This window comes from Microbulbifer maximicatervae (SeqCode) (genome assembly GCF_052467955.1).
The window spans coordinates 1,979,156-2,003,924 of sequence record NZ_CP174329.1; the positions used below are offsets into that span (position 1 = coordinate 1,979,156).

Annotated in this window: 28 protein-coding genes and 8 tRNA genes; 26 read left to right on the forward strand and 10 right to left on the reverse strand. The window is 54.5% G+C overall.

Annotation, left to right across the window (positions count from 1 at the left end; all coding sequences use genetic code 11):
- Positions 1 to 66: 66 nt before the first annotated feature.
- The gene (gene recQ, locus ACJJI5_RS08410) at positions 67 to 1,872 is read right to left on the reverse strand and encodes a DNA helicase RecQ (RefSeq protein ID WP_445356008.1); all 1,806 of its coding nucleotides are present in this window, start codon (positions 1,870 to 1,872) and stop codon (positions 67 to 69) included.
- 153 nt (positions 1,873 to 2,025) lie between these two features.
- Between recQ and ACJJI5_RS08415 the strand changes: the two genes are divergently transcribed.
- Entirely contained in the window at positions 2,026 to 2,454 is a 429-nt protein-coding gene (locus ACJJI5_RS08415; RefSeq protein ID WP_157953964.1) for a hypothetical protein, read from the forward strand.
- Here ACJJI5_RS08415 and ACJJI5_RS08420 read toward each other — a convergent pair.
- Entirely contained in the window at positions 2,438 to 3,250 is an 813-nt protein-coding gene (locus tag ACJJI5_RS08420; RefSeq protein ID WP_445356009.1) for a glutaminyl-peptide cyclotransferase, read from the reverse strand. The two genes, ACJJI5_RS08415 and ACJJI5_RS08420, sit on opposite strands and share 17 nt — an antisense overlap.
- 9 nt (positions 3,251 to 3,259) lie before the next feature.
- Here ACJJI5_RS08420 and ACJJI5_RS08425 point away from each other — a divergent pair, with 9 nt between their 5' ends.
- Positions 3,260 to 3,895, forward strand: coding sequence for a DUF502 domain-containing protein (locus ACJJI5_RS08425; protein WP_445356010.1), 636 nt, complete (start codon positions 3,260 to 3,262; stop codon positions 3,893 to 3,895).
- Here ACJJI5_RS08425 and mnmC read toward each other — a convergent pair.
- The 4 genes from mnmC to ACJJI5_RS08445 form a co-directional block, all read right to left on the reverse strand.
- Complete coding sequence (gene mnmC / locus ACJJI5_RS08430) at positions 3,888 to 5,876, reverse strand: bifunctional tRNA (5-methylaminomethyl-2-thiouridine)(34)-methyltransferase MnmC2/FAD-dependent 5-carboxymethylaminomethyl-2-thiouridine(34) oxidoreductase MnmC1 (RefSeq protein WP_445356011.1); 1,989 nt, start codon at positions 5,874 to 5,876, stop codon at positions 3,888 to 3,890. The genes ACJJI5_RS08425 and mnmC overlap by 8 nt on opposite strands.
- 13 nt (positions 5,877 to 5,889) lie before the next feature.
- Positions 5,890 to 6,429 (reverse strand): flavodoxin FldB, encoded by a 540-nt coding sequence (fldB, locus tag ACJJI5_RS08435; RefSeq protein ID WP_108732552.1) that lies wholly within the window; start codon positions 6,427 to 6,429, stop codon positions 5,890 to 5,892.
- A 14-nt stretch (positions 6,430 to 6,443) separates the two neighbouring features.
- Complete coding sequence (gene trmL / locus ACJJI5_RS08440) at positions 6,444 to 6,917, reverse strand: tRNA (uridine(34)/cytosine(34)/5-carboxymethylaminomethyluridine(34)-2'-O)-methyltransferase TrmL (RefSeq protein WP_108732553.1); 474 nt, start codon at positions 6,915 to 6,917, stop codon at positions 6,444 to 6,446.
- Between the two features lie 82 nt (positions 6,918 to 6,999).
- Positions 7,000 to 7,530: a glycine cleavage system transcriptional repressor gene (locus tag ACJJI5_RS08445; protein WP_282933559.1), complete on the reverse strand. Its 531-nt coding sequence runs from the start codon at positions 7,528 to 7,530 to the stop codon at positions 7,000 to 7,002.
- Between the two features lie 92 nt (positions 7,531 to 7,622).
- Here ACJJI5_RS08445 and ACJJI5_RS08450 point away from each other — a divergent pair, with 92 nt between their 5' ends.
- From ACJJI5_RS08450 to ACJJI5_RS08465, 4 genes are all read left to right on the forward strand, one after another.
- Positions 7,623 to 7,967: an MTH1187 family thiamine-binding protein gene (locus ACJJI5_RS08450; protein WP_444916616.1), complete on the forward strand. Its 345-nt coding sequence runs from the start codon at positions 7,623 to 7,625 to the stop codon at positions 7,965 to 7,967.
- Positions 7,968 to 7,983: 16 nt separating this feature from the next.
- On the forward strand, positions 7,984 to 8,796 hold the full coding sequence (locus ACJJI5_RS08455) for a class I SAM-dependent methyltransferase (RefSeq protein ID WP_445356012.1): 813 nt from the start codon (positions 7,984 to 7,986) through the stop codon (positions 8,794 to 8,796).
- A gap of 62 nt (positions 8,797 to 8,858) precedes the next feature.
- Positions 8,859 to 9,083: a YheU family protein gene (locus ACJJI5_RS08460; protein ID WP_445356013.1), complete on the forward strand. Its 225-nt coding sequence runs from the start codon at positions 8,859 to 8,861 to the stop codon at positions 9,081 to 9,083.
- On the forward strand, positions 9,076 to 9,714 hold the full coding sequence (locus tag ACJJI5_RS08465; protein ID WP_445356014.1) for an alpha/beta family hydrolase: 639 nt from the start codon (positions 9,076 to 9,078) through the stop codon (positions 9,712 to 9,714). The genes ACJJI5_RS08460 and ACJJI5_RS08465 overlap by 8 nt, the downstream gene beginning before the upstream one ends.
- On the opposite strand, the gene ACJJI5_RS08470 is transcribed toward ACJJI5_RS08465, so the two are convergent.
- A complete protein-coding gene (locus tag ACJJI5_RS08470) occupies positions 9,689 to 9,976 on the reverse strand; it encodes an antibiotic biosynthesis monooxygenase family protein (RefSeq protein ID WP_413665059.1) in 288 nt (95 codons plus the stop codon). The genes ACJJI5_RS08465 and ACJJI5_RS08470 overlap by 26 nt on opposite strands.
- Before the next feature lie 118 nt (positions 9,977 to 10,094).
- Between ACJJI5_RS08470 and tusA the strand changes: the two genes are divergently transcribed.
- A complete protein-coding gene (gene tusA / locus ACJJI5_RS08475; RefSeq protein ID WP_282933554.1) occupies positions 10,095 to 10,325 on the forward strand; it encodes a sulfurtransferase TusA in 231 nt (76 codons plus the stop codon).
- A gap of 74 nt (positions 10,326 to 10,399) precedes the next feature.
- On the opposite strand, the gene ACJJI5_RS08480 is transcribed toward tusA, so the two are convergent.
- Entirely contained in the window at positions 10,400 to 11,086 is a 687-nt protein-coding gene (locus tag ACJJI5_RS08480; RefSeq protein ID WP_444905848.1) for a hypothetical protein, read from the reverse strand.
- A gap of 293 nt (positions 11,087 to 11,379) precedes the next feature.
- Between ACJJI5_RS08480 and ACJJI5_RS08485 the strand changes: the two genes are divergently transcribed.
- From ACJJI5_RS08485 to ACJJI5_RS08505, 5 genes are read left to right on the forward strand one after another with little or no spacing between them, the layout of a single operon-like run.
- Entirely contained in the window at positions 11,380 to 11,964 is a 585-nt protein-coding gene (locus ACJJI5_RS08485; protein WP_445356015.1) for an elongation factor P hydroxylase, read from the forward strand.
- Complete coding sequence (locus ACJJI5_RS08490; RefSeq protein WP_444894417.1) at positions 11,961 to 12,854, forward strand: 5'-3' exonuclease; 894 nt, start codon at positions 11,961 to 11,963, stop codon at positions 12,852 to 12,854. Before ACJJI5_RS08485 ends, ACJJI5_RS08490 begins: the two co-directional genes overlap by 4 nt.
- Positions 12,851 to 13,972, forward strand: a complete 1,122-nt coding sequence (locus ACJJI5_RS08495) for a 4-phosphoerythronate dehydrogenase (RefSeq protein ID WP_444896618.1) — start codon at positions 12,851 to 12,853, stop codon at positions 13,970 to 13,972. Before ACJJI5_RS08490 ends, ACJJI5_RS08495 begins: the two co-directional genes overlap by 4 nt.
- Entirely contained in the window at positions 13,963 to 15,114 is a 1,152-nt protein-coding gene (locus ACJJI5_RS08500; protein WP_444894415.1) for an ATP-NAD kinase family protein, read from the forward strand. Before ACJJI5_RS08495 ends, ACJJI5_RS08500 begins: the two co-directional genes overlap by 10 nt.
- A 3-nt stretch (positions 15,115 to 15,117) precedes the next feature.
- A complete protein-coding gene (locus tag ACJJI5_RS08505; RefSeq protein ID WP_445356016.1) occupies positions 15,118 to 16,059 on the forward strand; it encodes a class I SAM-dependent methyltransferase in 942 nt (313 codons plus the stop codon).
- A gap of 34 nt (positions 16,060 to 16,093) precedes the next feature.
- On the opposite strand, the gene ACJJI5_RS08510 is transcribed toward ACJJI5_RS08505, so the two are convergent.
- Complete coding sequence (locus tag ACJJI5_RS08510; protein ID WP_444896621.1) at positions 16,094 to 16,495, reverse strand: hypothetical protein; 402 nt, start codon at positions 16,493 to 16,495, stop codon at positions 16,094 to 16,096.
- The gene (locus ACJJI5_RS08515) at positions 16,495 to 17,709 is read right to left on the reverse strand and encodes a pyridoxal phosphate-dependent aminotransferase (RefSeq protein WP_108732567.1); all 1,215 of its coding nucleotides are present in this window, start codon (positions 17,707 to 17,709) and stop codon (positions 16,495 to 16,497) included. The genes ACJJI5_RS08510 and ACJJI5_RS08515 overlap by 1 nt, the downstream gene beginning before the upstream one ends.
- 185 nt (positions 17,710 to 17,894) lie before the next feature.
- Between ACJJI5_RS08515 and msrB the strand changes: the two genes are divergently transcribed.
- The 14 genes from msrB to ACJJI5_RS08585 all read left to right on the forward strand — a co-directional run bounded on the left by msrB (position 17,895) and on the right by ACJJI5_RS08585 (position 24,765).
- The gene (msrB, locus tag ACJJI5_RS08520; protein ID WP_413665066.1) at positions 17,895 to 18,311 is read left to right on the forward strand and encodes a peptide-methionine (R)-S-oxide reductase MsrB; all 417 of its coding nucleotides are present in this window, start codon (positions 17,895 to 17,897) and stop codon (positions 18,309 to 18,311) included.
- The gene (locus tag ACJJI5_RS08525) at positions 18,308 to 19,084 is read left to right on the forward strand and encodes a DUF1499 domain-containing protein (RefSeq protein ID WP_444927315.1); all 777 of its coding nucleotides are present in this window, start codon (positions 18,308 to 18,310) and stop codon (positions 19,082 to 19,084) included. The genes msrB and ACJJI5_RS08525 overlap by 4 nt, the downstream gene beginning before the upstream one ends.
- Before the next feature lie 159 nt (positions 19,085 to 19,243).
- Positions 19,244 to 19,319: transfer RNA gene (locus tag ACJJI5_RS08530), tRNA-Glu, on the forward strand.
- A gap of 1 nt (position 19,320) precedes the next feature.
- Positions 19,321 to 19,396: transfer RNA gene (locus ACJJI5_RS08535), tRNA-Gly, on the forward strand.
- A gap of 119 nt (positions 19,397 to 19,515) precedes the next feature.
- A tRNA-Glu gene (locus ACJJI5_RS08540) sits at positions 19,516 to 19,591 on the forward strand.
- 33 nt (positions 19,592 to 19,624) lie between these two features.
- Positions 19,625 to 19,700, forward strand: a tRNA-Gly gene (locus ACJJI5_RS08545).
- A gap of 118 nt (positions 19,701 to 19,818) precedes the next feature.
- A tRNA-Glu gene (locus ACJJI5_RS08550) sits at positions 19,819 to 19,894 on the forward strand.
- A gap of 33 nt (positions 19,895 to 19,927) precedes the next feature.
- A tRNA-Gly gene (locus ACJJI5_RS08555) sits at positions 19,928 to 20,003 on the forward strand.
- A 118-nt stretch (positions 20,004 to 20,121) separates the two neighbouring features.
- Positions 20,122 to 20,197, forward strand: a tRNA-Glu gene (locus tag ACJJI5_RS08560).
- 33 nt (positions 20,198 to 20,230) lie between these two features.
- Positions 20,231 to 20,306: transfer RNA gene (locus ACJJI5_RS08565), tRNA-Gly, on the forward strand.
- Positions 20,307 to 20,509: 203 nt separating this feature from the next.
- Positions 20,510 to 21,445, forward strand: a complete 936-nt coding sequence (locus ACJJI5_RS08570) for an ABC transporter ATP-binding protein (protein ID WP_413665083.1) — start codon at positions 20,510 to 20,512, stop codon at positions 21,443 to 21,445.
- A complete protein-coding gene (locus tag ACJJI5_RS08575) occupies positions 21,442 to 22,215 on the forward strand; it encodes an ABC transporter permease (protein ID WP_444916040.1) in 774 nt (257 codons plus the stop codon). The genes ACJJI5_RS08570 and ACJJI5_RS08575 overlap by 4 nt, the downstream gene beginning before the upstream one ends.
- A 7-nt stretch (positions 22,216 to 22,222) precedes the next feature.
- Complete coding sequence (gene queF / locus ACJJI5_RS08580; protein WP_445356017.1) at positions 22,223 to 23,053, forward strand: NADPH-dependent 7-cyano-7-deazaguanine reductase QueF; 831 nt, start codon at positions 22,223 to 22,225, stop codon at positions 23,051 to 23,053.
- Positions 23,054 to 23,232: 179 nt separating this feature from the next.
- Positions 23,233 to 24,765 (forward strand): DcaP family trimeric outer membrane transporter, encoded by a 1,533-nt coding sequence (locus ACJJI5_RS08585; RefSeq protein WP_445356018.1) that lies wholly within the window; start codon positions 23,233 to 23,235, stop codon positions 24,763 to 24,765.
- Positions 24,766 to 24,769 lie beyond the last annotated feature (4 nt).

The following is a 24,769-nucleotide window of genomic DNA, read 5'->3' on the forward strand; positions in this document are numbered from 1 at the left end:
TTCTACTGCTTTGCCCCTTTGTAACACAGCTCTGTGTTTTGGGGAAAAGCTCCCGACTGTTCGGAGTCATTCGTGTTTGGGAAAATCCCTGAGAACTGCCAAAAATGCATCGCCGAAGCGTTCGAGCTTACTGTCTCCAACGCCGGAGACCGCTAATAGCTCGCTGCGTGTTTGTGGGTGGGCTTGTACCATACCGCGCAGGGTCGCATCGTGGAAGACGACATAAGGCGGCACGCCGCGCTCTTCTGCCAACTGTTTGCGACAGTTGCGCAGGGCTTCCCAAAGCACTTGGTTTTCTGGGCTGAGATCATCCAGGCTGCGACTGTCACGGCTCTGCGAGCGCGCCGCTTTTGGGGGAAGCTTGCGCAGGTTAAGAGTCTCCTCCCGGCGCAGCAGCGGGCGACAAATTTCAGTGAGCCTCAGCCCCTGGAATTCCCCCTCGACCTCCAGGTAGCCGCGAACAATCAGCTGCCGCACGACTGCCCGCCATTCGGCTGCGCTCAGGTCTTTGCCGATGCCATGAGTGGAGAGCTGGTCATGCTCGAATTTGCGGACTTTCTCGTTCTCGGAGCCGCGCAGCACATCGATCACGTGGCTGGCGCCAAAGCGCTGTCCGGTGCGATAGACACAGGAGAGTAGTTTTACCGCTGCCTCACTGGCATCCCAGGTGGCAGGCGGCTCCAGACAGGTGTCACAGTTGCCGCAGGGTTCGTCCAGGGGTTCCGCAAAATAGTCCAGTAGGGCCTGGCGGCGGCAGCTGGTGATTTCACACAGCCCGAGCATGGCATTCAGGCGGCTGCGTTCCTGGCGCTTGTGCTCTTCGCTGCCCTCTGAGGACTCCACCATCTGGCCGATCTTTACCACATCCTCGAGACCGTAGAGGAGTAAAGCAACTGAGGCCCCACCATCGCGGCCCGCACGGCCCGTTTCCTGATAGTAGGCTTCTATGCTCTTGGGCAGGTCCAGGTGAACAACGAAACGCACATCCGGCTTATCAATCCCCATACCAAATGCAATGGTGGCGACAACAATGACACCCTCTTCACGCAGGAAGCGGCGCTGGTGCTCGGCGCGGGTCTCGGCGGGTAGCCCGGCGTGATAAGGCAGTGCAGTGAAACCCTGCTGGCTCAACCACTCCGCAGTGTTCTCCACCTTGGCTCGGGACAGACAGTAAATAACCCCTGCGTTGCCCTGGTGTCCATTCTGTAAGAATTGCAGCAGTTGGCGGCGCTGGTTGTCCTTGGGCTCAATGCGGTACTGGATATTGGGACGGTCGAAGCTGCTAACAAAGTGGCGGGCCTCTTCCAAGTCCAAGCGGCGAGCAATTTCTGCACGGGTGCGCTTGTCTGCTGTTGCTGTCAGGGCAATACGGGGTACCCGGGGGAATTGTTCGTGCAGGCAGTTGAGTTGCAGATAGTCGGCTCGAAAGTCGTGCCCCCATTGGGAAACACAGTGGGCTTCATCAATGGCAAACAGCGACAGTTCTACCCGTTGCAGTAATGACAGGGTTCGTGGCTGTAGCAACCGCTCCGGAGCTAGATAGAGGAGATCCAGCTCACCGTGTAATAGCTGGCTTTCGATTGCCTGGATTTCGTCATAGGCCACTGATGAATTCAAGTAAGCGGCGCGGATGCCGGCTTCCTGAAGAGCTTCTACCTGGTCCTGCATCAGGGCAATCAGGGGGGAGATAACAACTCCACACCCGGGGCGCGCCAGGGCGGGAATCTGGTAGCACAGGGATTTACCACCGCCGGTGGGCATTAATACCAGGGCATCATTGCCGGCTACCAGTGTGTCGATAACTGCTTTTTGAGGATCGCGGAAATCGGTATAGCCAAAAACGTGTTCGAGAATATGTTGTGGGGAATTCATGGGCGGGGAGTATACCTTGTGGCTCGATCGCGCGTGGTATGTTTATTGATGAGTATGCCGCTGAAATTGAATGAAATTGACGGCTTTACGCCTGTGACATATTTCGCGGGTTATAATCCTACGCCATCACAGCGGCAAGCTAAGGATAGGGCTATGCGCACATTGATTTTGTCAACTGTGTTGTCGTTGACGGTTCCTGCCGGACTTCTGGGGTGCGCCTCCACCTCCCCACATAATCTGGTTCAATCTGTTGTTGCTGACACTCACCTGGGGTGGCAAACAGCACCGGAAAACCAACTGGCATTTTCCCTGGCGACCGCATCGGGTGTTGCCCAGGTCGAGCTACAGCCTTTGCCGGAAGAGTTCACAGTGGTCACTCTTGAGTTACCCGGCATGCAAAAAGTTGAAAATATTCAGTGGGAAAATGAAGAAGGGAAATTCACCACGCTGTATGACGGCGAGGCGAGTTTGGAAGGCGTCAGCCTACAGAGCCGGGGGCACGGCTATCGCTTGCAGTTGCAGTTGTCTGCGATGGACTATCTCCGGGATGGGGGGGTGCTGACCGTTACGGATCAGCGTTAGAAACTCTACTGGTACGCTCAAAGCCCAGTCCAGCAGGGCGAATCAAATAGAGCTGTTTCCAGTACTTTCCAGTTACCCAGAGCCCATTTTTGGCTTTGTCCCAGGCGATCCCATTGGCCACGGTGTCAGGATGATTTCTGCCGGCCGGATTGAGAGCGCTGAGATCGATAATGCCGCGCACCTGGCCACTCTCTGGATCGATGGCAATAATCTGTTTTTCTTGCCATATATTTGCCCAAATCAGGCCCTGGGCAAATTCCAATTCATTGAGTCTGGACCAATTTTTACCTCCGCCTTGAACTTTGAGGTGTCGCACTACCTCAAAAGTATCGGGATCACGGAAAACCAGTTCGCCACTGCCATTACTCATAATCAGCTGCTGGCCATTACTGGTGAGGCCCCAGCCTTCGCCTCGATAGTACATGACCTTCAAATGTTGGAGCTTGTCTGCGTGGTAGACATGGACCTCTCCCGCCTTGTAGGTCAGCAGGTAAAGTTTATCGTTGAGAACTGTGAGCCCTTCGGCGAAAAGATTCCTAGCAAGCCATTTGCGTCTTACTGGATTGGCCCCAGGGTCGGTATACTCGGCGAGCCAGGAGCGGCGGTAGCGACCACTGCTCTCCCACCAGCGTTGACCATCAAAGAAAAGCCCCTGGGTGAAATGGTCCCCTCCACGCTGGCGCTCTTCCAGGATGGAAAAAGGGATTGTTTGGAGTTGTGTCTCTGCAGCTGCACTTTGCGGCCACAGGGCGTAAAGCAATAACAGTATCCAGCTGTTCACGAGAAGTCGGTTCATCAATAGCCTATGACCAGAATTAAAACTTTTATCACTTTGACGCTGCTGGGTGGACTCGCAGTGGTGCTGCCTATAGCTATCTTTGTCCTGCTATTTCAGTGGCTGTTCGGTCAAGTTAGTGATCTTGTAGCTCCCGCTGTGGTGTGGCTTGAGGCGCATACAGAATTTAAGAATACCCTTGCCAGGCTCGTGGTGATAGCCCTGATCCTTGGTGGTTGTTTCGCGATTGGTTTGTTGGTGAAAACCAGTGTTGGCAGCTGGTTGCACCGCCATGTGGATCACTGGTTGGGACGCCTGGCGCCGGGTTACAGCACCATCAAAGATGTGGTGATCCAGTTTATTGGTGGCGGTGGTGAAGGTGTGTTGGCGGGGCCGGTAGCCAAGGTCCGCATTCACGGCATTGATAATCCGCTCACTGTCACCGCAATTGTCACTTCTCAACACCCCAATGGAGATATGACCGTCTATGTGCCCACAGCGCCGGTACCCACCTCCGGGTTTGTGTTTCATGTGCCGGCAGAGTGCGTAGAAATACTGCCCGGCGTGAGTGTTGAGGCGGCGATGAAGACGATCGTCGCCTGTGGTTCCGGCAGTGCCAACTTGCTGTCTTCAGAGAAGAAGGAGACTGGAATCTCCTCTACTTGATATCCCGGTTCCTACCCAGATCGCGAATGGCAAAGCGAGCCGGGTGCAGTGCTTTGGCCAGGGTTGCGCTGACCGGAAGGGGCTCATTGAGCATCCAGGCAGTCAGTACCTCGGCTGTTAGTGGTGCGTAGGTAAAGCCACGGGAACCCAAGCCTCCCATTACATAGAGGCCTTGCTGGTAGTCAGCTCGCTCGGGAACGTACTGCTTGCGATTCTTGCGCAGTGCGATATAGGTATCGCTGATAGAGTCCCAGTTGGGTAAGGGGCCGGCTAAGGGTAGGTAGTCGGGGGTCGCTGCGCGCAAAGCCGCTCGGCCAGTGAGAGACTGTTGTGAGAACTCATCGGCTATTTGCGGCAGTAGCTCCGCCAGGGTTTGTAGATTCTCGCTGTGCTCGCTAACCCGTAAGTCAGTAGCGGTCTCCTTAAGCTTAAAGGTGGCACCAAAGCTCTGACGCCCTTGATAGGCAGGAGTGATATAACCCTCACCGCACAGAGCCATTTGTAACTGCGAAGAATTTTCAGTGGCTGCTGCTCTGGACACCTGCCCGCGAATTGGCTTCAGGGGGAGGGCCGCCGCTGGGGCAAATTGGCGAATATCATTGGCACCGCACAGAACTACCGCATCAAATTGAAAGTCACTGCGGTCTGTTTTTACTGACCAACCGCTCTCTTCTCGCTCTAATTCTTTTACCAAGCTGTTGTTGTGCAGGGTGATGTTTGGATGCTGCAATAAAGTGGCGCAGACTTTGCGGGGTTCAATCCACCCGGCGTGAGGAAAGTGCAGTCCACCCACGGGTAGGTCCACACCTGCCAGGGAGCTGGCCGCTCGAGCATCGACAGGTTCAGCCAATAGCTGCCCATCGCTCTCCGCCAGTGTGGCGGCAACCTGACTCTGTAATTGCTGTTCCCGCTCAGTTTGCGCCAATTGAAGCAGACCGCTGAAGTGGCTCACTTTAGAGCAGCGGCTGCGATAGTAGCGCTGGGCAAACATCAAAGCGTGGAGATTGAAGTCTCCGTTGGGGCCGGGCTTGGGAGATAACTTGGCGTATAGAATTCCCTGGTCATTCCCAGAGCCACCAGAGCCGGGTTCCTCACCCTGCTCAAATATCTGAACATCGATGCCGCGCTCTGCCAGTGCCCGGGCAATAGTGGCACTGGCTATTCCCGCGCCGACAATAGCGACGGTTTTAGGACGCTTGCTTTCCTGGTGAGGCAGGTGCCACGGAGTTTCTCTGGTTTCGCTCACTTGTGGGCTCTCCAGTGTGCCACACAGCATTTCTCTTTTGCGCCCGAAGCCGGGAACCTTGCGCAGGGAAAAACCGGCATCGCGGAGTCCGCGCTTAACCAGCCCGGCGCAGGTAAAGGTGGCGAAAGTGGCGCTGGGACTGCTCAGAGCGGCCATGTTGTTAAACAGCTCTGATGTCCACATATCCGGGTTCTTGGCTGGGGCAAAACCATCCAGGAACCAAGCGTCTACCTGGTGATCGCTGTCCCTTTGCAGGCGCAAGCTGTTCAGGGCCTCACTTGCCTCCCCGATAATTAGGGTCAGGCTGACTGGGCCAAAGTGCAGCCGGTGAATGCCGGCGGCCAGCAGGGGAGGGTAGCTATCAATCAAAGGCTGAGCGAACGGGGCCAGTTGTGGCCAGAGATCCAGTGCCCTGCGCAGGTCGTTGGGACGCAGTGGGAACTTCTCGACCGAAATAAAGTGCAAGCGAGCACTTTCCGGGGCCGTTTTCTGCCAAAGCTCTGCGGCGGCGAGAAAGTTCAGGCCGGTGCCGAAGCCTGTCTCGGCAATGGTAAAGGTGCCGTTCTCTGCGAGCTGTTGCCAGCGTTCAGCCAGGGCATTTTGCTGCAGGAAAACGTAGCGGGTTTCCTCCAGGCCGGAGGCGCTGGAAAAATAGATATCGTCGTAGGCGCGAGACAGCGGTTGGCCGTCTTCACGCCATTCAATTTCTGCGTACTTCTTGTCCGGTTCGCTCACAATAAGACTTCCGTCAGCCCCCATCCTGCAAGCCAAACTCGCGCATTACCTGGTCGCACCAGCGCTGGATACGCTCCTCGCTCAGATCGAATTCGTTCTCCTCATCCAGGGCCAGTCCGACAAACTGGCTGCCATCGGCGGTTAGCCCCTTGGACTCTTCAAACTCGTAACCTTCTGCGGACCAATAGCCCACTGCACGGGCACCGCAGGCGAGGAGCTGTGAATGCAAATAGCCCAAGGCGTCCTGGAACCACTGGGGGTAGCCTTCCTGATCACCCAGACCAAACAGCGCGACCTTTTTCTCGTGCAGGTCCAGCGCGGCCAAGTCGTCCCAGATATTTTCCCAGTCCTCTTGCAGTTCGCCGTAGTCCCAGGTGGGAATGCCGAACAAAAGGAAGTCGTAGTCTTCGGCGAGGCCAATATCCGCCTCTGCGATATTGTGGATATCAATCCATTGAGGACCGATACACTGGCGGATCTTCTCCGCAGCCATTTCGGTATAGCAAGTGCTGGAACCGTAAAAGAGTCCGATTGGGGCTTGGGAACTTTGCATAACAGGTGAACTTCTTACTGCTGGGACACGGCGCCACTAAAATCCAATTGTCGCCAGGCCTCATAGATAACAATGGCGGCGGCATTGGATAGGTTGATACTGCGGCTCTCGGCACGCATGGGGATACGCAATGTGTTTTCGGCCCCTACTGCTTGCAGGAACTCTGCGGGTAGCCCCCGGGTCTCCGGGCCAAATACAATGGCGTCATCCGCCTGGAATTCGATCGCGGTATGGCTTTTGCTCCCCTTGGTGGAGAGCGCCAGTACCCTGGCGGGTTGCTCGCTATCGATAAAGGTCTGCCAGTCCTTGTGGCGCACCACACGACTGTACTCGCTGTAGTCGAGGCCGGCGCGGCGCAGGCGTTTGTCATCCATATCGAAACCTAAGGGCTCGATAAGGTGCAGCTCTGCCCCAGTATTGGCACAAAGTCGAATAATATTGCCGGTATTTGGAGCTATTTCAGGTTGGTATAGAACAATCTTAAACATGAGGTGGCGTTTGCGCTGGAGAGACTTCTAGCTAGACCGGACAGCAGTGCCCGGCCCTGTACGGCTGCGGATTATTCCACAATTAGATGGGGGTGGCGATCTCCTCGCAATCGATCTCGACCCCGAGTTCATTGGCAATCTGGTCCAGATCGTCACGCAGGCCGTCGAGATCTATGTCTTCGGCCACACTGATAGTGCACTCGGCATTAAACAGGGGCTCACCGCTCCAGGGGGTGCTGCCGTAAGTGGTTTCCAGATGCTCCATATTGATATGGTGAGCGGTAAGTGCGCGCGAGATCTCGCGGACTATGCCGGGACGGTCGTTGCCAACCAGTTTCAGCGTCAGCGTTTGCTGGGGTTTGGCGGATACTGCAATGGCATCTTCAATAACCAGGTTGTAGCCTGCGTTTGCCAGGGCTGACAACGCTTCTTTAAGTGTCTCACTTTTATCTGCGGGCACCGCCACCCGCAGGATTCCGGCAAACTTCCCAGCGAAGTGGGCCATATGGCTGTCTTCCCAGTTGCCGCCGTTATCTGCGATAACTGCTGAAAGCTTTTCCACGACACCGGGCTTGTCATCAGAGATCATGGAGATAACGAGATGCTGTTGCATATAGGGTTCCTTTGCTTCACGAGAGACGTTGAGCTGACATTGTAATAGGATCTCGTCGAATAACTCTATCGGCCAATCTCAAAAGCGTTATTTTGAAACCAATATCCAAGTACTTTAACGAGGGACTGTTGATGAACGTGATTGCGGACTTATGTGTGATCCCTATCGGCGTTGGTGTTTCCGTCAGTAAATACGTTGCTGAGTGTGAGCGGGTGCTGGAAGAGGCGGGGCTTTCCTATCGCCTGCACGCATACGGTACCAATATCGAGGGGGACTGGGATAAGGTGATGGCGGCAGTTAAAGAGTGCCACGAGCGGGTACATCAAATGGGCGCCGACCGAATCAGTTCCAGTCTGAAATTGGGAACTCGTATTGACCGCGAGCAATCTATGCAGGATAAGATCGACAGTGTGCAAACGAAGTTGGACCAACGATAACAACACAGGAAAAACTATGACGAGCAATTTTAAGAAATCCCTGGTGGCCCTGGCCGGTGCCTTGGCTTTGGCGGGCACAGCCCAGGCTGCAGATTTCTCTGCTGCCATTAAGGGGGATCATCGCAACAAGGATTATGTCGCCCGCGATCAGTACCGCAACCCAGCGGAGACCTTGGAGTTTATGGGGATCGAGCCGGATATGACGGTAGTGGAAATTACCCCGGGCGGCGGTTGGTATACCGAAATTCTCGGGCCCTACCTGAGCAAGGAAGGGATCCTATACGCGGCGCACTTCCCTGAGAATAGTGAGTCCGACTACTTCAAGCGCTCCCTGAAGAACTTCAAAGCAAAGCTGGCTGCTAACGATAAGGCTTACAAGAAAGTAATTGTGACTGAGTTTGCCCCGCAAACCGGTCGCGAGATTGCTCCGGCAGGCAGTGCCGATGCCGTTGTAACTTTCCGCAACGTGCACAACTGGATGTATCGCAATTATGCCGATGAAGCTTTTGCCAGCTTTTTTGCCGCGCTGAAGCCCGGTGGTGTGCTGGGGATCGTTGAGCACCGTGCCAAGCCAGGTACCAGCCTGGAAGATATGGTGAAAAGTGGTTATGTCACCCAGGAGTATGTTATTGACCTGGCTAAAAAAGCGGGCTTTGAGTTCGAAGAGGCCAGCGAGGTAAATGCGAACCCCAAAGACACTGCTGACCACCCCAAAGGCGTATGGACCTTACCACCGGTAATGCGCTTGGGTGAAGAGGACCGTGAAAAGTATCTCGCGATCGGCGAGAGCGATCGTATGACCCTGCGCTTCCGCAAACCCAAGTCCTGATCGTTTTACAATATTCTGGGGGTGGCTATGGCTGCTCCCAGCCTACCTGAATTAGTCGCTGTATGATTATTCCCTTCGAACAACTAGATGCCGATACCCTGCAAAGTTTGCTGGAAGAGTACGCCACTCGCGAGGGCACCGAATACGGTGAGCGTGAAGTGGAACTGGTGGACAAAGTTGCCAGCCTGCGTCGCCAGCTGCAATCCAGCCAAGTGGTGATCTGGTTTGAGCCCGGTGAAGAAACCGTAAACCTGGTCCTGGCCGAGGACCTGCCCCCCGATGTCTGAGTGGTTGATCGATAGCCCGCGAGAGCCCCTTGCGCGCTTTCTGTTTGCCCATGGCGCCGGGGCGCCGATGGACAGTGAGTTTATGCAGTTCCTGGCGCAGGGGTTGTGTGAGCAGGGTGTGGAAGTAGTCCGTTTTGAGTTTCCCTATATGGCGCAGCGGCGCACAGGGGGAAATAAGCGGCCACCTAATACCATGCCCCAGCTACAAGAGTCTTTCCGCGAGCAAATCGTCCAGTTAGGCCCCGAATTGCCCCTGTTTATCGGTGGTAAGTCCATGGGCGGGCGCGTGGCGAGTCTATTGGCGGATGAATACTGGGGGCAGAAGGCGATTGTCGGTGCCGTATGCCTGGGGTATCCGTTTCACCCCCAGGGAAAGCCGGAAAAGCTTCGTACCGAGCACTTGGTGGATATTCGCTGCCAGACCTTGGTGATACAGGGAGGTCGGGACCCATTAGGCAGTCGGGCTGAGGTAGAAGGTTACGGATTGGCGAATACCATTGAGGTCGAGTGGCTGGAAGATGGCGATCACGACTTTAAACCCCGTCGCGCCAGCGGTTTTAACCAGCTTCAGCATTGGCAATCCGCAGTAGAGTTGGCTGCCCGGTTTATGCTGCGATCTCCAGGACAGTAATGCGCTCTTCCCGCACCATCAGCGGGTTGAGTAGATTCATCTGTGCGCGGCGCTCCTGGCTGGTATACCAGTGTTGCCAATGGAGTTCAGATTGCCATTTGGAGAGTGTAAAGCGCCGCAAGGGATTGCCCTTCTCGATATAGGTCTGCCCCTCGATAAAGCCTACGGTGCGGTAAGCGCAAGTGAGGATTTTGCGGGCGGCCTCTTCATAGCTGCCCTGCATTTCTGCCGCAATTTCCCGTTCTATCAACACGTAGATCATTGTCAGCCCGAATTGCGTAAGTCCTATGAGGATTTTAGTGCGGGCGCAGGGGAATTACCGCGCGGCCCTCATGCCTCTGGAGATGACGACGGCGGTAAAATTGCGCACAATGATACCTATGAAGTCAGATCACACCTTAGATGCCCGTGGCCTCCTGTGCCCGGAACCCGTCATGATGCTGCATTCAGCGGTGCGCAATGTCGCCGATGGTGAAGTGTTGAAAATGGTTGCTACCGACCCCTCTACTCAGCGGGATGTGCCCAAGTTCTGCCAATTTCTTGGATATGAGCTGGTGCAGCACGCAGAGGAAAATGACGAATTTGTCTACTGGATTAAAAAAGCGGAATAGCGGGTCGCGGTTGCTCCAGCCCCATGCCATTGGCGGGGGCTGGCACACTCCTGAATATTAAGACCCAACAGTCCCTAGGGAGCTGTCACCAGGGCTGCGATAGCGGCCAGGGCTTCGGGGTCCTCGGATTTAATTTTGTTAGCGATATGGTGTTGGAAAAAGTACCGGAATCCCTCGCTCTCCTGCGCGGGGTACAGGCAGTGATCCCCCGGTAAAACCGGAGTGGTTTCAACAATATCGTGGTCTATTAGCATGCCGTGAATATCCCCGTCGGCGTGCAACCTCCAGCTGACGACCTCAATCAGTGTCAGGTTCTCGCGCTGTTCATCCATAAACACAGCGTGGGTGCCGATGGTGTCGGGGATCTCCTGGAGTACTTCCTCAGCTTTATTGCTCTCGTATTCAAAGTATTCCGCCGCAGTCTCCAGCTCGACGATCTTGTGAATGGGGGGCTGATGGAAGATTTCCTCGATGCCGGGGTCATAGTAGCCCTCAAAGCGTCCGTCGAGAGGGTCCTTGATGTCGGGACAGGCCACTATGGTGTTTAACCAGGGAACGAGGCCTACGACCTCGCCATTTGCTTTGAGACCCCAGCATAAAACTTTCAGGCTATATAGATCTGTGCCGCTGGAGTTGTTGGAGTAGAGCATTTCCAAGCCGTCTAGCTCCGGCGAAAGGCGAATAAAGCGCCTGTCCGCAGAAGTTTCGATGGGCTCGCCGGTGAAGAGGTCAACCACATTGTTGATGCTGTGGTCTGTCATGGAACACCTCCTTGCAGGGCCGGTTGTATACCGTCTCCACGTCAGATGAAGGTGCGACAGCGAAATGCCCTACCTCTGAAGGAAGACTGGGGCAGGAGGGTGTTTGATTGCTTTAATTCCCTCCTCGGGGAGACGCTAGAAGGACACGCCCTCTGCGGCATCCCTGTTCCTAAAGGTATATGTTGATTTGCCGAAATACAACCAGCGCCTTTTGCGCCCCGCAAGCGCCTGCGCTTTGATCGGGGCGCAGGCGTTGATATAGTCCCCGCCTTTGAGGTATCCCGGAGAACGCCTTGCCTGTTGCAACCGCAGAAATGGCTTCTGTTCCTACGAAACTGCCAATGGCTGATCGTATCGTCAGAGTCTTCGATCACTGTTTTTCAGACCCAAATGGGCTCAATACCCGACTTCGCGGGGGCTTTTGCGAGCCCTATTACCGGCCCAGGGGGGAAGGTCAACCCTACCACCAGGTAGAGTTTACCCTGGACTATGCCGCCAGCGCTTTGCATGAAGTCGCGCACTGGTGTGTCGCCGGAGAGGCCCGGCGGCAGTTGCCGGATTATGGTTACTGGTATGCGCCGGATGGTCGCAGTGCCGACCAGCAGGCTGAGTTTGAGCGGGTAGAGGTCAAGCCACAGGCCCTCGAATGGATCTTTGCACGGGCTTGCGGGCTCAAGTTCCGCGTGAGCGCCGACAACCTGGAGAATGGATTGGGCGCCAGCGACCCGTTTAAAAAGGCCATCTGGCAGCAAGTTCTGGACTATTGTGATACCCGGCCCAACCCTCGGGCCTGTGCATTCGCCGAAGCCCTGATGAAGGAATTCGGTTGCCCCAATCCTTTTGATCGGGGCAGCTACCAATTGGCGGATCTCTCTTGAATAGTTATCTCATAGACGCATCGGTATATATTTTTCGCTACTACTTTGCGCTGCCGCCCAACTGGGAGAGTCGCAGTGGCTACTCCACTGAAGCCGTTTACGGCTTTACTAACTTCCTGTTGGATATGTTGGCGCGACAACCGGGCTATATTGCCTGCGCCTTCGACGAATCATTGGGAAGCTGTTTTCGCAATGAGATTTACCCGGACTATAAGTGCAGTCGTGCATTGCCCGATGAAGCCCTGGCTTTCCAGCTGGCGGCGTGCCGGGAAATGGCTGAGGTACTGGGTATTGCCAGCTTTTCCAGTGAGCGCTTCGAGGCCGATGACATACTGGCCACATTAACCCGGAAGCTGCACCGGCATAACCCAGTGGTCGTGAGCCGGGATAAGGATCTGGGGCAGCTGCTGGCTCGGGGCGCTGTATCCCTGTGGGATTTTGCCAACGACCGGCACCTGGATGGCGAAGGCGTACGGGAAAAGTTCGGTGTGCGCCCGGAGCAGATTCCCGACTATCTGGCCCTGGTGGGAGACACTAGCGATGATATTCCCGGGATACCCGGCGTTGGCCCAAAGACAGCGGCACGCCTGTTAGAGACATTCGACACTATAGAAATGTTGCTGGAGCAGCTCGATACCCTTGCCACAATGCCCATTCGCGGAGCCAAGGGTTTGGTGGCCCGGATAGAGGAATACGAAGAGCAGCTGCACCTCGCCAAGCGCCTGACCAGTCTTGAGGAGCGGGTTCCCCTGGATATAAAGCTGGCAGATTTGCGCCCACAGCCGGTAGATGTCTATCTGGCCCGCGCCCTGGCGGAGGAATTTGGTATCGGCGGCCTCAGCAAGAAGATTGAACGCACCTTAGCGGGTGTTGATGGAGAACTTACATGACGGATAGCGCTGCACAGAGTGCGGGATTAAAAATTGTCGCCGATGAGAATATTCCTGCGTTGGAGGCGTATTTCGGTGATCTGGGAACGCTGGAGCGCTACCACGGCCGCACCTTGAGCCGAGAACAATTAATTGATGCGGATATTTTGTTGGTGCGCTCGGTCACCCAGGTTGATCAAAGCCTGCTGGAGGGGACCCGGGTGCGCTTTGTTGGCAGCTGCACCATAGGCACTGATCACCTGGATACCCAGTGGTTGGAGCGCAATGAGATCTTCTGGAGCGCCGCGCCTGGCTGCAATGCCAACTCCGTGGTGGAGTATGTTTTCTGCACCCTGGCCGCACTGGAAATTGACTGGCATGGGCGCAGCTTCGGCATAGTGGGCTGCGGCAATGTTGGCGGGCTTTTGCAGCAGCGCTTGCATGCTCTCGGGGTTTCCTGCGCAGTTTACGATCCCTGGCTACCGGAAAACCCGGATGCGAGTGAGCTGGAAAAGGTGCTGAGCCAGGATATTGTTTGCCTTCACGCACCGCTGGTTAAGGGCGGCACCTACCCCAGTTTCCATATGATTGGAGCAGAGCAGTTGCGCCAGCTCCGCGATGGCAGCGTATTGATTAGCGCCGGCCGGGGTGGGGTGGTAGACAACCGGGCACTGCTGACGGAAATCCAGCGGGGTAAGCGTTTTACTTCCGTACTGGACGTATGGGAGAACGAACCGGATATCGATACTGAATTATTGCAGCATGTTGACCTGGGGACACCGCATATTGCCGGTTACAGTCTGGATGGGAAGCTGGCCGGCACCCGTATGATTCGCGAGGCCTTGTGCAGGGAATTGGGTATTGCACCTATGTCTGCGGAATGTCAGCCGGCTGTTACCTCTAAAGAGATCAGGGGAGACTCAGCAGAAGAATTACTGTTGCAGATGTACAACCCCCGCACGGACGATCGCCGCCTGCGCGCGGCGGCAGCAGGTGATGTGCCGATGGAGAAGGCTTTTGACTTGCTGCGTAAAGAGTATCCCGAGCGCCTGGAGTTCAGTCACTACAAAACTTCAGCCCAGACTTTGGGTGACGAAGAGAAGCGGCAACTGGAAGTGTTGGGGTTGGCGTGCAGTTAAGTAAACAAGTAAAAAAGCTTGGTTTAATTATTAACCCCTGGGCTGGCATTGGTGGCCCGGCAGGTCTCAAGGGGAGCGATGGTGCCGAAACTGTACAACGCGCGCTGGACGCAGGTATCGAACCCCAGGCAAATCAGCGTGCGGCGCTGGCCCTTGAAGAGTTAAAACCCTATAAGGATGAGCTGGAAATCCTGTGCTTTGCCGGCGATATGGGGGCCAGTACAGCGCGTAAACTCGGTTTTTCTGTCTGTGAAGTGGGCGTGGCCGAGTGCTCGCCATCCTCCCCGGAAGATACAGAGCGTGCAGCTGCCACTATCCGCAACAATGGTGCAGACCTCATTGTTTTTATTGGCGGTGACGGCACTGCGAGAAATATCGTCAATGCCCTGGGGGATAATTTCCCGGTACTCGGTATTCCCGCCGGAGTGAAAATGCACTCCGCCTGTTTTGCGATTTCCCCTAAAGCGGGTGGTGAGGTTTTGCGCCGTCTGATGGCTGGGCAACTGGTGGACCTCGCTGAGCGTGAAGTGCGGGATATTGATGAGCAGTCATTCCGCAGTGGGCGGGTAACCACGCGTTACTACGGCGAATTGCTGGTGCCCCAGGAAGGTCAGTTTTTACAGGCGGTAAAAAATGCCGGCCGCGAAGTGGAAGAGCTGGCAGTTGCGGATATCGCCGCAGAGATTACCGAAGACCTGGACCCGCAAACCCTGTATGTCGTTGGCCCAGGCTCTACTACATTGGCAATCCTCAGCGAGTTGGGCTGTGAGGGGACACTGTTGGGGGTGGATTTATTACTGGATGGCCAGTTGTTGCAGTTGGATGTCAGTGCGCCGCAAATTGAACAGGCCATTGCCGATCACAGCGGGCCGGTAAAAATCATTCTCACCGCCATTGGTGGCCAGGGTCATTTAATTGGCCGGGGTAACCAACAATTATCAGCCAATGTACTGCGGCGCGTTGGGCGCGATAATTTAATCGTGGTTGCGACTAAAACAAAAATTACAGAATTGCATGGGCGCCCGCTATTAATCGATAGCGGTAACCCCAAGCTTGATAAACGGTGGAGTGGTTTTATTCGAGTGGTTACCGGCTACCGGGATGCCATTCTTTATCCACTGAGTAACGGGGATATTCAATAAGCGATGAGTGCAGATTGGCAGTTACTGCTGGAGCAGGTAGAAAATAAATTAGGGCAAAATGTTGGCGACAGCCGCCGTTTTTTTCACGGCCGGGGTCGCAGCTATGAGGGCTTAGAGCAGGTCTGCGTTGACAGCTTTTTCCCCGCTTTGTTGGTGACTTTTTTTGAAGAATATGAAGGTGAAGTAGAGCTGTGTGAAAAGCTCTGGCAAATGGCTGAGGCGCGAGGTTATCAAGGAGTTGCTGCACAGCGACGCTATCTCCCTGGGGCACCTTTACAGTGGCACTTTGGAGAGCCGGTAACAGACCCGGTCGCGCAGCGTGGAGACCTTAAATTCCCCCTCACGTTTGATCGACAAAATGTGGGTTTCTTCCTGGATATTGAGCCGGGCAGGGCCTGGCTTGAAGAGCAGGTACGTGCAAGGGCTGGGCAGGCGTCAGCAAAAATGCTCAATCTTTTCGCTTTCACCTGTGCCTTTTCTGCGGTCGCGCGAGCGGCAGGTGATATCGATATTGTAAATGTGGATGTCAATCGCGGTGTTTTAAATCGCGGACGGGAAAATCACGAAGTTAATGGGCTGTCCCTCAAAGGGGTTCAGTTCCTGCAATTCGATGCACTGCGTCAATTCAAGCGCTTCGACCGTCGCGGCCCCTTTGACCTGGGCATTGTCGATCCGCCGACGCGACAAAAAGGTCGCTTCGATGTCAGCCAGAATTATGAAAAGTTGCTGAGGCAGCTGCCCGCTTGTCTCGCCGCTGAGGCGGATCTGCTGATGGTGATCAACTCGCCCCGGCATAGCGAAGCCCAGTTTAGGGAGTTAATCCTAGGATCTGACAGCGGTTATGAAGTTGTAGCGCGCTTGGAGCAGAACCCGGATTTCCCTGATCGGGACCCGGATGCTGCCTTAAAAATGCTGCACGTTAAATATCGTCGCCAATCCCGGTAATGGCGATTGCCAATGCCGCGCCTTAAGGAGCCTCTTACAGCGCGGCAAACTCTCGCATCAAGCGCTCCATCAGCGCCTGCAACTGGCCTGATGATCCCTCGCGCACAGCGCTGTTGAGCAACTGGGCGTTGCTCTGCCCGGACTCAGCTCCGGCATTAATCATTAGCAGGAAACCCTTGTGGGTTAATACCGCATCCTCCATCGCCTCCTGGCGCACCAGCTGGGAAAAGCTGATATAGCCACTCTGCTTTAGCCAGGTCATGGACCCCAGGCAGGCTAAATGGCGGGGGGAGTGCAGCCCGTACTCATCCGGTGAGTCGGGGCCGGAAATATCTTCCACGTAAACGGTTGCCGGTACCGGGAATTGATTAAACATGGCCAGCAGTACCCTGCCGGCATCCCGGTAAAAATCGTGAATATGTAAATCGTCCAGCATCAGCAGGAATATCGCTCCAAAAAGTCGCCCAGGCGTTCCATCGCATGCGATAAGTCGTCGGCACGGGGCAGGAAGACAATGCGCAAGTGGTCCGGTGCATCCCAATGGAAGGCACTGCCCTGAGCCAGTAGTATTTTTTCCTGGCGCAGGAAATCCAGCACCAGCTGCTCGTCATTTTCGATCTTATGATGATCCAGATGCAGCTTGGGAAACAAGTAGATAGCACCGCTAGGTTTGACACAGCTCACACCGGGAATGTCATTGAGCATGCGGTGGGCCATATCTCGCTGTTGGCGCAGGCGCCCGCCGGGCAGGACCAAATCGTTAATACTCTGGTAGCCACCGAGCGCAGTTTGCACGGCGAACATGGCGGGTACATTGCCGCACAGGCGCATGGAAGCGAGTATTTCCATCCCCTGGATAAAGCCCTTGGCCCGGTGTTTGGTGCCGCTGATAACCATCCAGCCAGAGCGGAAGCCGGCCAGGCGGTAGGACTTGGACAGGCCGTTAAAACTCAGGCAGAGCACGTCCGGGGCCAGTTTGGCCATCGGGGTAAATTCCGCATCGTCGTAGAGAATCTTGCTATAAATCTCATCGGCGAAGATCACCAGGTTGTGACTGCGGGCAACCTCGACAATATCCTCCAGTAGTTCCCGGGGATAAACGGCGCCAGTGGGGTTATTGGGATTGATAACCACTATGCCGCGGGTTTTTGAAGTGATTTTTGCTTTGATATCCTCAATATCAGGCAGCCATCCGGACTCCTCATCGCAGCGATAGAGAACCGGCTTGGCACCGGTGAGGTTGGTGGCGGCCATCCACAGGGGGTAGTTGGGCATTGGCAACAGCATTTCGTCGCCATTGTTGAGAAGGGCCTGGGTGCTCATGGAGATCAGTTCGGAGACGCCGTTACCCAGGTAAATATCGTTAATCTCGACGCCTGGGATACCCAGGGTCTGGCACTCTTGCATAATGGCCTTACGCGCAGCGAAGAGCCCTTTGGACTCGACGTAGCCCTGTGCCTCAGAGAGATTGTGAATGACGTCTTGGATAATCTCGTCGGGGGCGTTAAAACCGAAGGGGGCAGGGTTGCCAATATTCAGCTTGAGGATGCGGTGGCCTTCCTCTTCCATGCGCTGGGCCTGCTCCATCACGGGGCCGCGAATTTCGTAGCAGACGCCGTGCAGTTTTTCTGATTTATTGATGTCCTTCATGGTGACCTGGAAGCTCTATTGCAGAGCAGGAGCGGCCCAGGGCCGCGAGTTCAGTGCGCGAAAACCGGGTAATGTCCACCAGCGGTAGGTACCACTCCTGCGGGAAACCGGGAACCGATACATATAGGCATTGCCACAAAGTGACGCCTGACCGGAAACCCCATTGATTACGGAAACACTAGAGTATGTCAAAACAGATGGATGAGAACTACTGGCGGGATAAGCTTACAGATGAGGAGTTTGAGGTCTGCCGGGAAGGTGGGACAGAGGCGCCGTTTAGCGGCGAATATTGGGATGTTTTTGACGATGGCGTCTATCGTTGTCGTTGCTGTGGCGAGGTTTTATTCGGCTCGCAGTCAAAATTTGAGAGCGGGTGTGGTTGGCCCAGCTTTGATGCAGAGCATTATGAAGGTGCGGTGAAGGAGCTGCCTGACAGCAGCTACGGTATGCAGCGTGTAGAGATTCGCTGCAGTAAGTGCGATGCCCATCTCGGTCATGTGTTCGACGATGGTCCCACCGATACGGGACTTCGCTACTGTGTGAACTCTCTATCGGTGAAGCTGGACCAGGGCAGTGATGAAACGGAGGATGACACTGAGTGACGGAATCACACTGGAGTAATTGGCTATTGCGGGTGCAGTGGATTCTGTTACTGCTGATCGTCCTTGCGGCTGCCGCTTTGCGTTACGGGTTGCTGCACTTCTCTGTGGTTTTCAAAATATTTGTGTTTTCTGGCGGTGCAGCCTTGGCAATTGCGCTACTGAGCCTGTTTGTTTTTGTTTGGGGAGTGAGCAAGAGCAAGCCGTTGGTGCGCAGCAATGCTCTATGGGCGGCGTTGCTCGGACTGCTGCCGGTGGCAATACCTCTGGTAACCGTAGGCAAGGGCAACTTCGATGTGCCAAGAATTCACGACATCAGTACCGATACCCGCAATCCCCCCCAGTATCAAGAGGTATTGAAGTTGCGCCAGAAAGGCGACAACAGTGCCAAATACGGTGGAGAGAAGGTGGCCGAATTGCAGCGGGAGGCGGATATATATGCCGATATAATGCCGTTGCACGTGGACTTCCCGATAGCTCGTACCACTGAGATCGCTGCTGAAGTGGCCGAAGACCTGGGTTGGAAAGTGGTTTCCTATGAGCCTCAGCGGGGCCACCTGGAGGCTGTAGCGAAAACACCGATCCTCGGTTTTACGGACGATATCGTTGTGCGGGTCAGCGCTGACGTGGGTGGTGGCTCTAAAGTCGATGTGCGTTCCAGCTCCCGAGTTGGGGTCAGTGACTTGGGTACCAATGCGAAGCGTATCCGCCAATTTCTGGAAGAGTTGCACCTGCACGCGCTGGTGCTCGAGGGAACTGGCACAGAGCGGTACTAGAATGCACTCCAGAAATGGCTGGGTTTTGTAAGTGTCTGACAACAAAAGAAAAAAAATCAAAAAGAGTGTTGACAGGTTTGGCGGTGATCCATAGAATGCGCCCCACTTCTGACGCAGGGCTACACTCAAAGGTGGAGCGAAACGACAGAAGGTTTCTGGGTCCCCATCGTCTAGAGGCCTAGGACACCGCCCTTTCACGGCGGTAACAGGGGTTCGACTCCCCTTGGGGATGCCACGCGGGAATAGCTCAGTTGGTAGAGCGCAACCTTGCCAAGGTTGAGGTCGCCGGTTCGAACCCGGTTTCCCGCTCCAAATTTCCCGCTTTGCGAGATGATCTCTAGTCAACTCGGAGAGCACGCCACCGAGAAATCAGTGGCATTGCCATGGACAGCATGGCAGCACCGGATCGCAAGGTCGAAGTGCAAGTTTCTGTCCCCATCGTCTAGAGGCCTAGGACACCGCCCTTTCACGGCGGTAACAGGGGTTCGACTCCCCTTGGGGATGCCAATACGACCCGGTAGCAATGCTACCGGGTCAATTGCGGGAATAGCTCAGTTGGTAGAGCGCAACCTTGCCAAGGTTGAGGTCGCCGGTTCGAACCCGGTTTCCCGCTCCAATTTTCTGCTTTGCGAGGTGATCTCTAGTCAACTCGGAGAGCACGCCACCGAGAAATCAGTGGCATTGCCATGGACAGCATGGCAGCACCGGATCGAAAGATCGAAGTGCAAGTTTCTGTCCCCATCGTCTAGAGGCCTAGGACACCGCCCTTTCACGGCGGTAACAGGGGTTCGACTCCCCTTGGGGATGCCAATACGACCCGGTAGCAATGCTACCGGGTCAATTGCGGGAATAGCTCAGTTGGTAGAGCGCAACCTTGCCAAGGTTGAGGTCGCCGGTTCGAACCCGGTTTCCCGCTCCAATTTTCTGCTTTGCGAGATGATCTCTAGTCAACTTGCAGAGCACGCCACCGTGAAATCAGTGGCATTGCCATGGACAGCATGGCAGCACCGGATCGCAAGGTCGAAGTGCAAGTTTCTGTCCCCATCGTCTAGAGGCCTAGGACACCGCCCTTTCACGGCGGTAACAGGGGTTCGACTCCCCTTGGGGATGCCAATACGACCCGATAGCAATGCTACCGGGTCAATTGCGGGAATAGCTCAGTTGGTAGAGCGCAACCTTGCCAAGGTTGAGGTCGCCGGTTCGAACCCGGTTTCCCGCTCCAAAAATAAAAAGCCGCTCAATCGAGCGGCTTTTTGTTTTTCCGATATAGTAATTCTTATCTTCTGCACGGTTACTTTTGCCCAGGACTCCTGCAAGTTCCGGTTCATCCCACCAAGTGACGTGTATGAAAAACCCTAGCTCCCCTCAGGTTGAAATTATTCGGGCAAGCGCGTTGAATAACGCTCCCCACTATAGGAGTGCAAGATGAGCGCTGCGCTATCGATCCATAACTTACAGAAAACCTACGACAATGGTTTCCAGGCCCTGAAAGGCATCAGTTTTGACGTGCAGCCGGGAGACTTCTTTGCGCTGCTGGGCCCCAATGGGGCGGGGAAGTCCACCACCATCGGTATCATCTGTTCCCTTGTGCGCAAAAGCGGTGGTTCAGTGTCGATTTTTGGTGAGGATATCGACGTCGATTTTGCTGCGGCCAAGCGCCTGTTAGGTGTTGTGCCACAAGAATTTAACTTCAGCCAGTTTGAGAAAGTGTTCGACATTGTCGTTACCCAGGGCGGTTTTTACGGTATGCCGCGCAAACTGGCTGAAGAACGCACTGAGAAATACCTGAAGCAGTTGGGGCTGTGGGATAAGCGCGCTACCCAGGCGCGCATGCTCTCCGGTGGTATGAAGCGCAGATTGATGATTGCCCGCGCGCTGATTCACGAACCGAAGTTGCTGATTCTGGATGAACCCACAGCCGGAGTGGATATAGAGCTGCGGCGTTCCATGTGGAGTTTCCTGGAAAAAATAAACCAGCAGGGCACCACAATTATCCTCACCACCCACTACCTGGAGGAAGCCGAGAGCCTCTGTCGCAATATAGCGATAATCGACAAGGGCACTATTGTCGAGAACACTTCGATAAAGTCACTGCTGAAAACCCTGAACCGGGAAACCTTTATCCTGGATTGCGCAGAATTTCTCACTGAGTGCCCGGACTTGTCCGGTTATGAAGGGCGTTTGCGGGACAATCACTCACTGGAAGTCACTATTGAAAAGGGACAATCTCTGACCGAGGTATTTGCGTCATTACAGCGGCAGGGCATCACAGTCACCAGTATGCGCAATCGCGCCAATCGCTTGGAGGAATTGTTCCTGTCCATGTTGTCGGAAGAAAAAATGTCGGGGCTAGAAGAGTGAAGGGCAGATTAATCTGGATATCATTCAGCACTATTTACCGTCGGGAAGTCCGGCGCTTTATGCGTATATGGCCACAGACCCTAGTACCGCCGGTAATCACTATGTCACTGTACTTTGTGATCTTTGGCTCCCTGATTGGTCGGCGAATCGGTGATATGGGGGGCTATCCGTATATCGAGTTTGTTGTGCCGGGTTTGATCATGATGTCGGTGATTACCAACTCCTACGCCAACGTAGTTTCGTCTTTTTACAGCGCTAAATTTCAGCGCAGTGTGGAGGAGCTTTTGGTCTCGCCAACGCCAAATTGGGTGATTATGGCGGGCTATGTTCTCGGTGGCGTGTCACGGGGATTAATGGTGGGGTTGATAGTGACTCTCGTAGCGATGTTTTTTACCTCGCTGACGGTAGAGCACATCTTTGTCACGGTAGCGATTGTATTTTTGACGGCGGTGCTGTTTTCCCTGGCCGGGTTTATCAATGCTATTTTTGCCAATAGTTTTGATGCTATCTCTATTATTCCGACCTTTGTATTAACTCCCCTCACATACCTGGGAGGTGTGTTTTACTCTATCGACCTGCTGTCGCCTTTTTGGCAGGGGTTGTCGAAATTGAACCCCATTCTTTATATGGTGAACTCCTTCCGTTACGGCATTTTGGGTGTTTCCGATATTAATGTTGCCGGGGCATTTTTTGGCGTCCTGGTATTTATTGCGCTTTTGGCATCCTGGGCCATTTATCTGATGAGCCACGGTAAGCGACTGAGACATTGAGAAATTTATGACAAGAGAAGACTGGCAAAACCTCCCCCTGGGGCAGGAGACCACCTACGAATCCACTTACAACCCCGAGTTGCTCCATCCAATTCAGCGCTCAGTATCCCGAGCCCAGTTGGGGCTCTCTGCCGGCGCAATGCCTTTCTTTGGAGAGGACGAATGGTGGGGTTTTGAGCTTTCCTGGTTGAACCCCAGGGGTAAACCACAGGTGGCGGTGGCTCGTTTTAGTTTTCCTGCAGAAAGCCCCTGTATGGTGGAGTCAAAATCCTTCAAGCTGTATTTAAACTCTTTCAACCAGAGCAAGTTTGAATCCTGGAGATTGGTACAGGATGCCCTGGTGCGGGACCTCTCTGCAGCGGCGGGGGCAAATGTCGGCGTTACCCTGATGGATGTGGAAGATGCAGCGCTGGCAGCTGAGAAACCAGAGGGCTATTGTCTGGATCATCTCGATATAGAAGTGAATAATTACGAGCCGGACCCCGCACTTCTCGCCCTCGAAGGCGGTGAGGAAGATGTGAGTGAGGTTCTTTATAGCCACTTGCTGCGCAGTAATTGTCCGGTAACGGGACAACCGGATTGGGCGACAGTAGTTGTGGACTATAAAGGGCCGGCACTGAAGCGAGAGGCACTGTTGGCTTATATTGTTTCCTTCCGCGAACACCAGGATTTTCACGAGCACTGTGTCGAGCGTATCTTTTGCGACTTGCAACAGTTGGCGGAATTTACCGAGTTAACTGTTTGTGCTCGCTATACCCGTCGTGGCGGCTTGGATATTAATCCGCTGAGATCGACTCGCATTGAGAAACGTATGCCTCCGCGTTTTGCCCGTCAATAATTTCCTTTCTTAAGTGCCACCGGAGTCCCCGGTGGTACGGCCCTTCAATATCACTCTTTGCCTAAGGCCGACCTGGGTTGGCGCTGCGGACTCTTAAGCTACGCTTTCCAGATAGGCCGGGGAAACCGACAGTGTAGTTGTGTTGGCCGCCCCACAGGAGGTGGAGTTGAGGCTGACAGATGGAGATTAATACCCAGTCCCCAGTAATTCCTGCCGTAGTAATCGGTTTTGCCCCACTTCTTTTTTCCCAATCCTCCACTGCAGAAGTTTATGTTAAAGCTGATGATCTGATACGGGTGATTGAGGCCCAGCAACAGCAGCTGGAAGAGCAGCAGGCTCAGATTCAGAAACAACAGGCAGACCTCGAAGCCCTGCGTCGGCAAATTGAGCAAATGCAACGGGCACCACCATCCCGACCGTCTCTGGAAGTAACTCCTGTACAGCCTGTCGAAGCACCGGTGAGCAAGGAGGATATGAATGATTTACAGCGACAGATTGAGGAGATACGGCAGGAAGTTCCACCTGGTTCGCTGCCTCCGCCGCGGGCCCAGTCTGATCAGGCGGTACCTGACCCCAGTGACATCGAAGATGTGATTGCCAATGCGACAACGGAGTGGCCTGGCTCCATTCCCTTGTTGGGAAATACGATGAAGGCGAAGATCAGTGGCTTTGCGGACTTGGATGTCAATTATGATACCGACGCGATCATCAGCCCCGCACAATTTGTACCTGCCGATATTGTGACTTTTGACAAAACGGCTGCAGAGGGAGCGGACGGGCAGACAGAATTTACCGTGCAGACCTCCAGGTTGGTATTTGAGACCCTGCAGCACTGGGAGGGACGTGAATTTAAAACCCTCATTTCGATGGACTTCCTGCAGGACTCCAGTGTTACCACTCCCAATCCCCGTATGCGCAAAGCTTATGGAGAAGTGAGCAATGCGCTATGGGGGGGCAGTATTCTTGTGGGGCAGCAGTGGTCAACATTTGCGAACTTGGAAGCGGTCCCCAATACCCTGGATTTCCAGGGGCCTAATTCGGCATTTGGCTTGCGCCATTCAATGGTCCGATGGATTAAGAGGTACGGGCCACAGTATTACTTTAAGGTGGCTATTGAAGCGCCGGATTCACAAATATTCGAGGATGCAACCGAGGTTGCACGCTGGCCCGATGCGGTATTTGCGCTGGAGTCGGACTTGCCTAGGTCCCAGGTACAAGCGGGTTTGGTATTAAGGGATTTGCGTGCGAGTGGCGATCCGGATTCAGCCGTATCGACCACCGGCTGGGGATTAAATTTAAGCGGCACTTTCAATATGCCCGGCGTACTTTCCAAGGATGTTCTTTATTACTCTTTGTCCCTCGGTGCGGGATATAGCGGTCTACTTAATGACGCGCCACCAGATGCAGCTTATGATTTTTTTGATAACTCCGTAGAGGCACTAAACACTACAGCCTGGTATCTGGGGTACCAGCACTGGTGGACTCCTTGCCTGTATACCGTAGCGACCTACGGCAGGGTAAGGCAGGATAATCTGGACTTCCAACCCGGTGAGGCCTACAAAGCAACCCAATACCGCAGTATCAATATTGTCTGGTTACCTTTTCCCCGTTGGTTGACGGGAATCGAGGTGCTCTACGGCGCCCGCAAAGACAAAGATGGCGATAGGGGGTCTTTGGTGCGGACACAATTTACGACCCGAATGACATTTTAAGAAA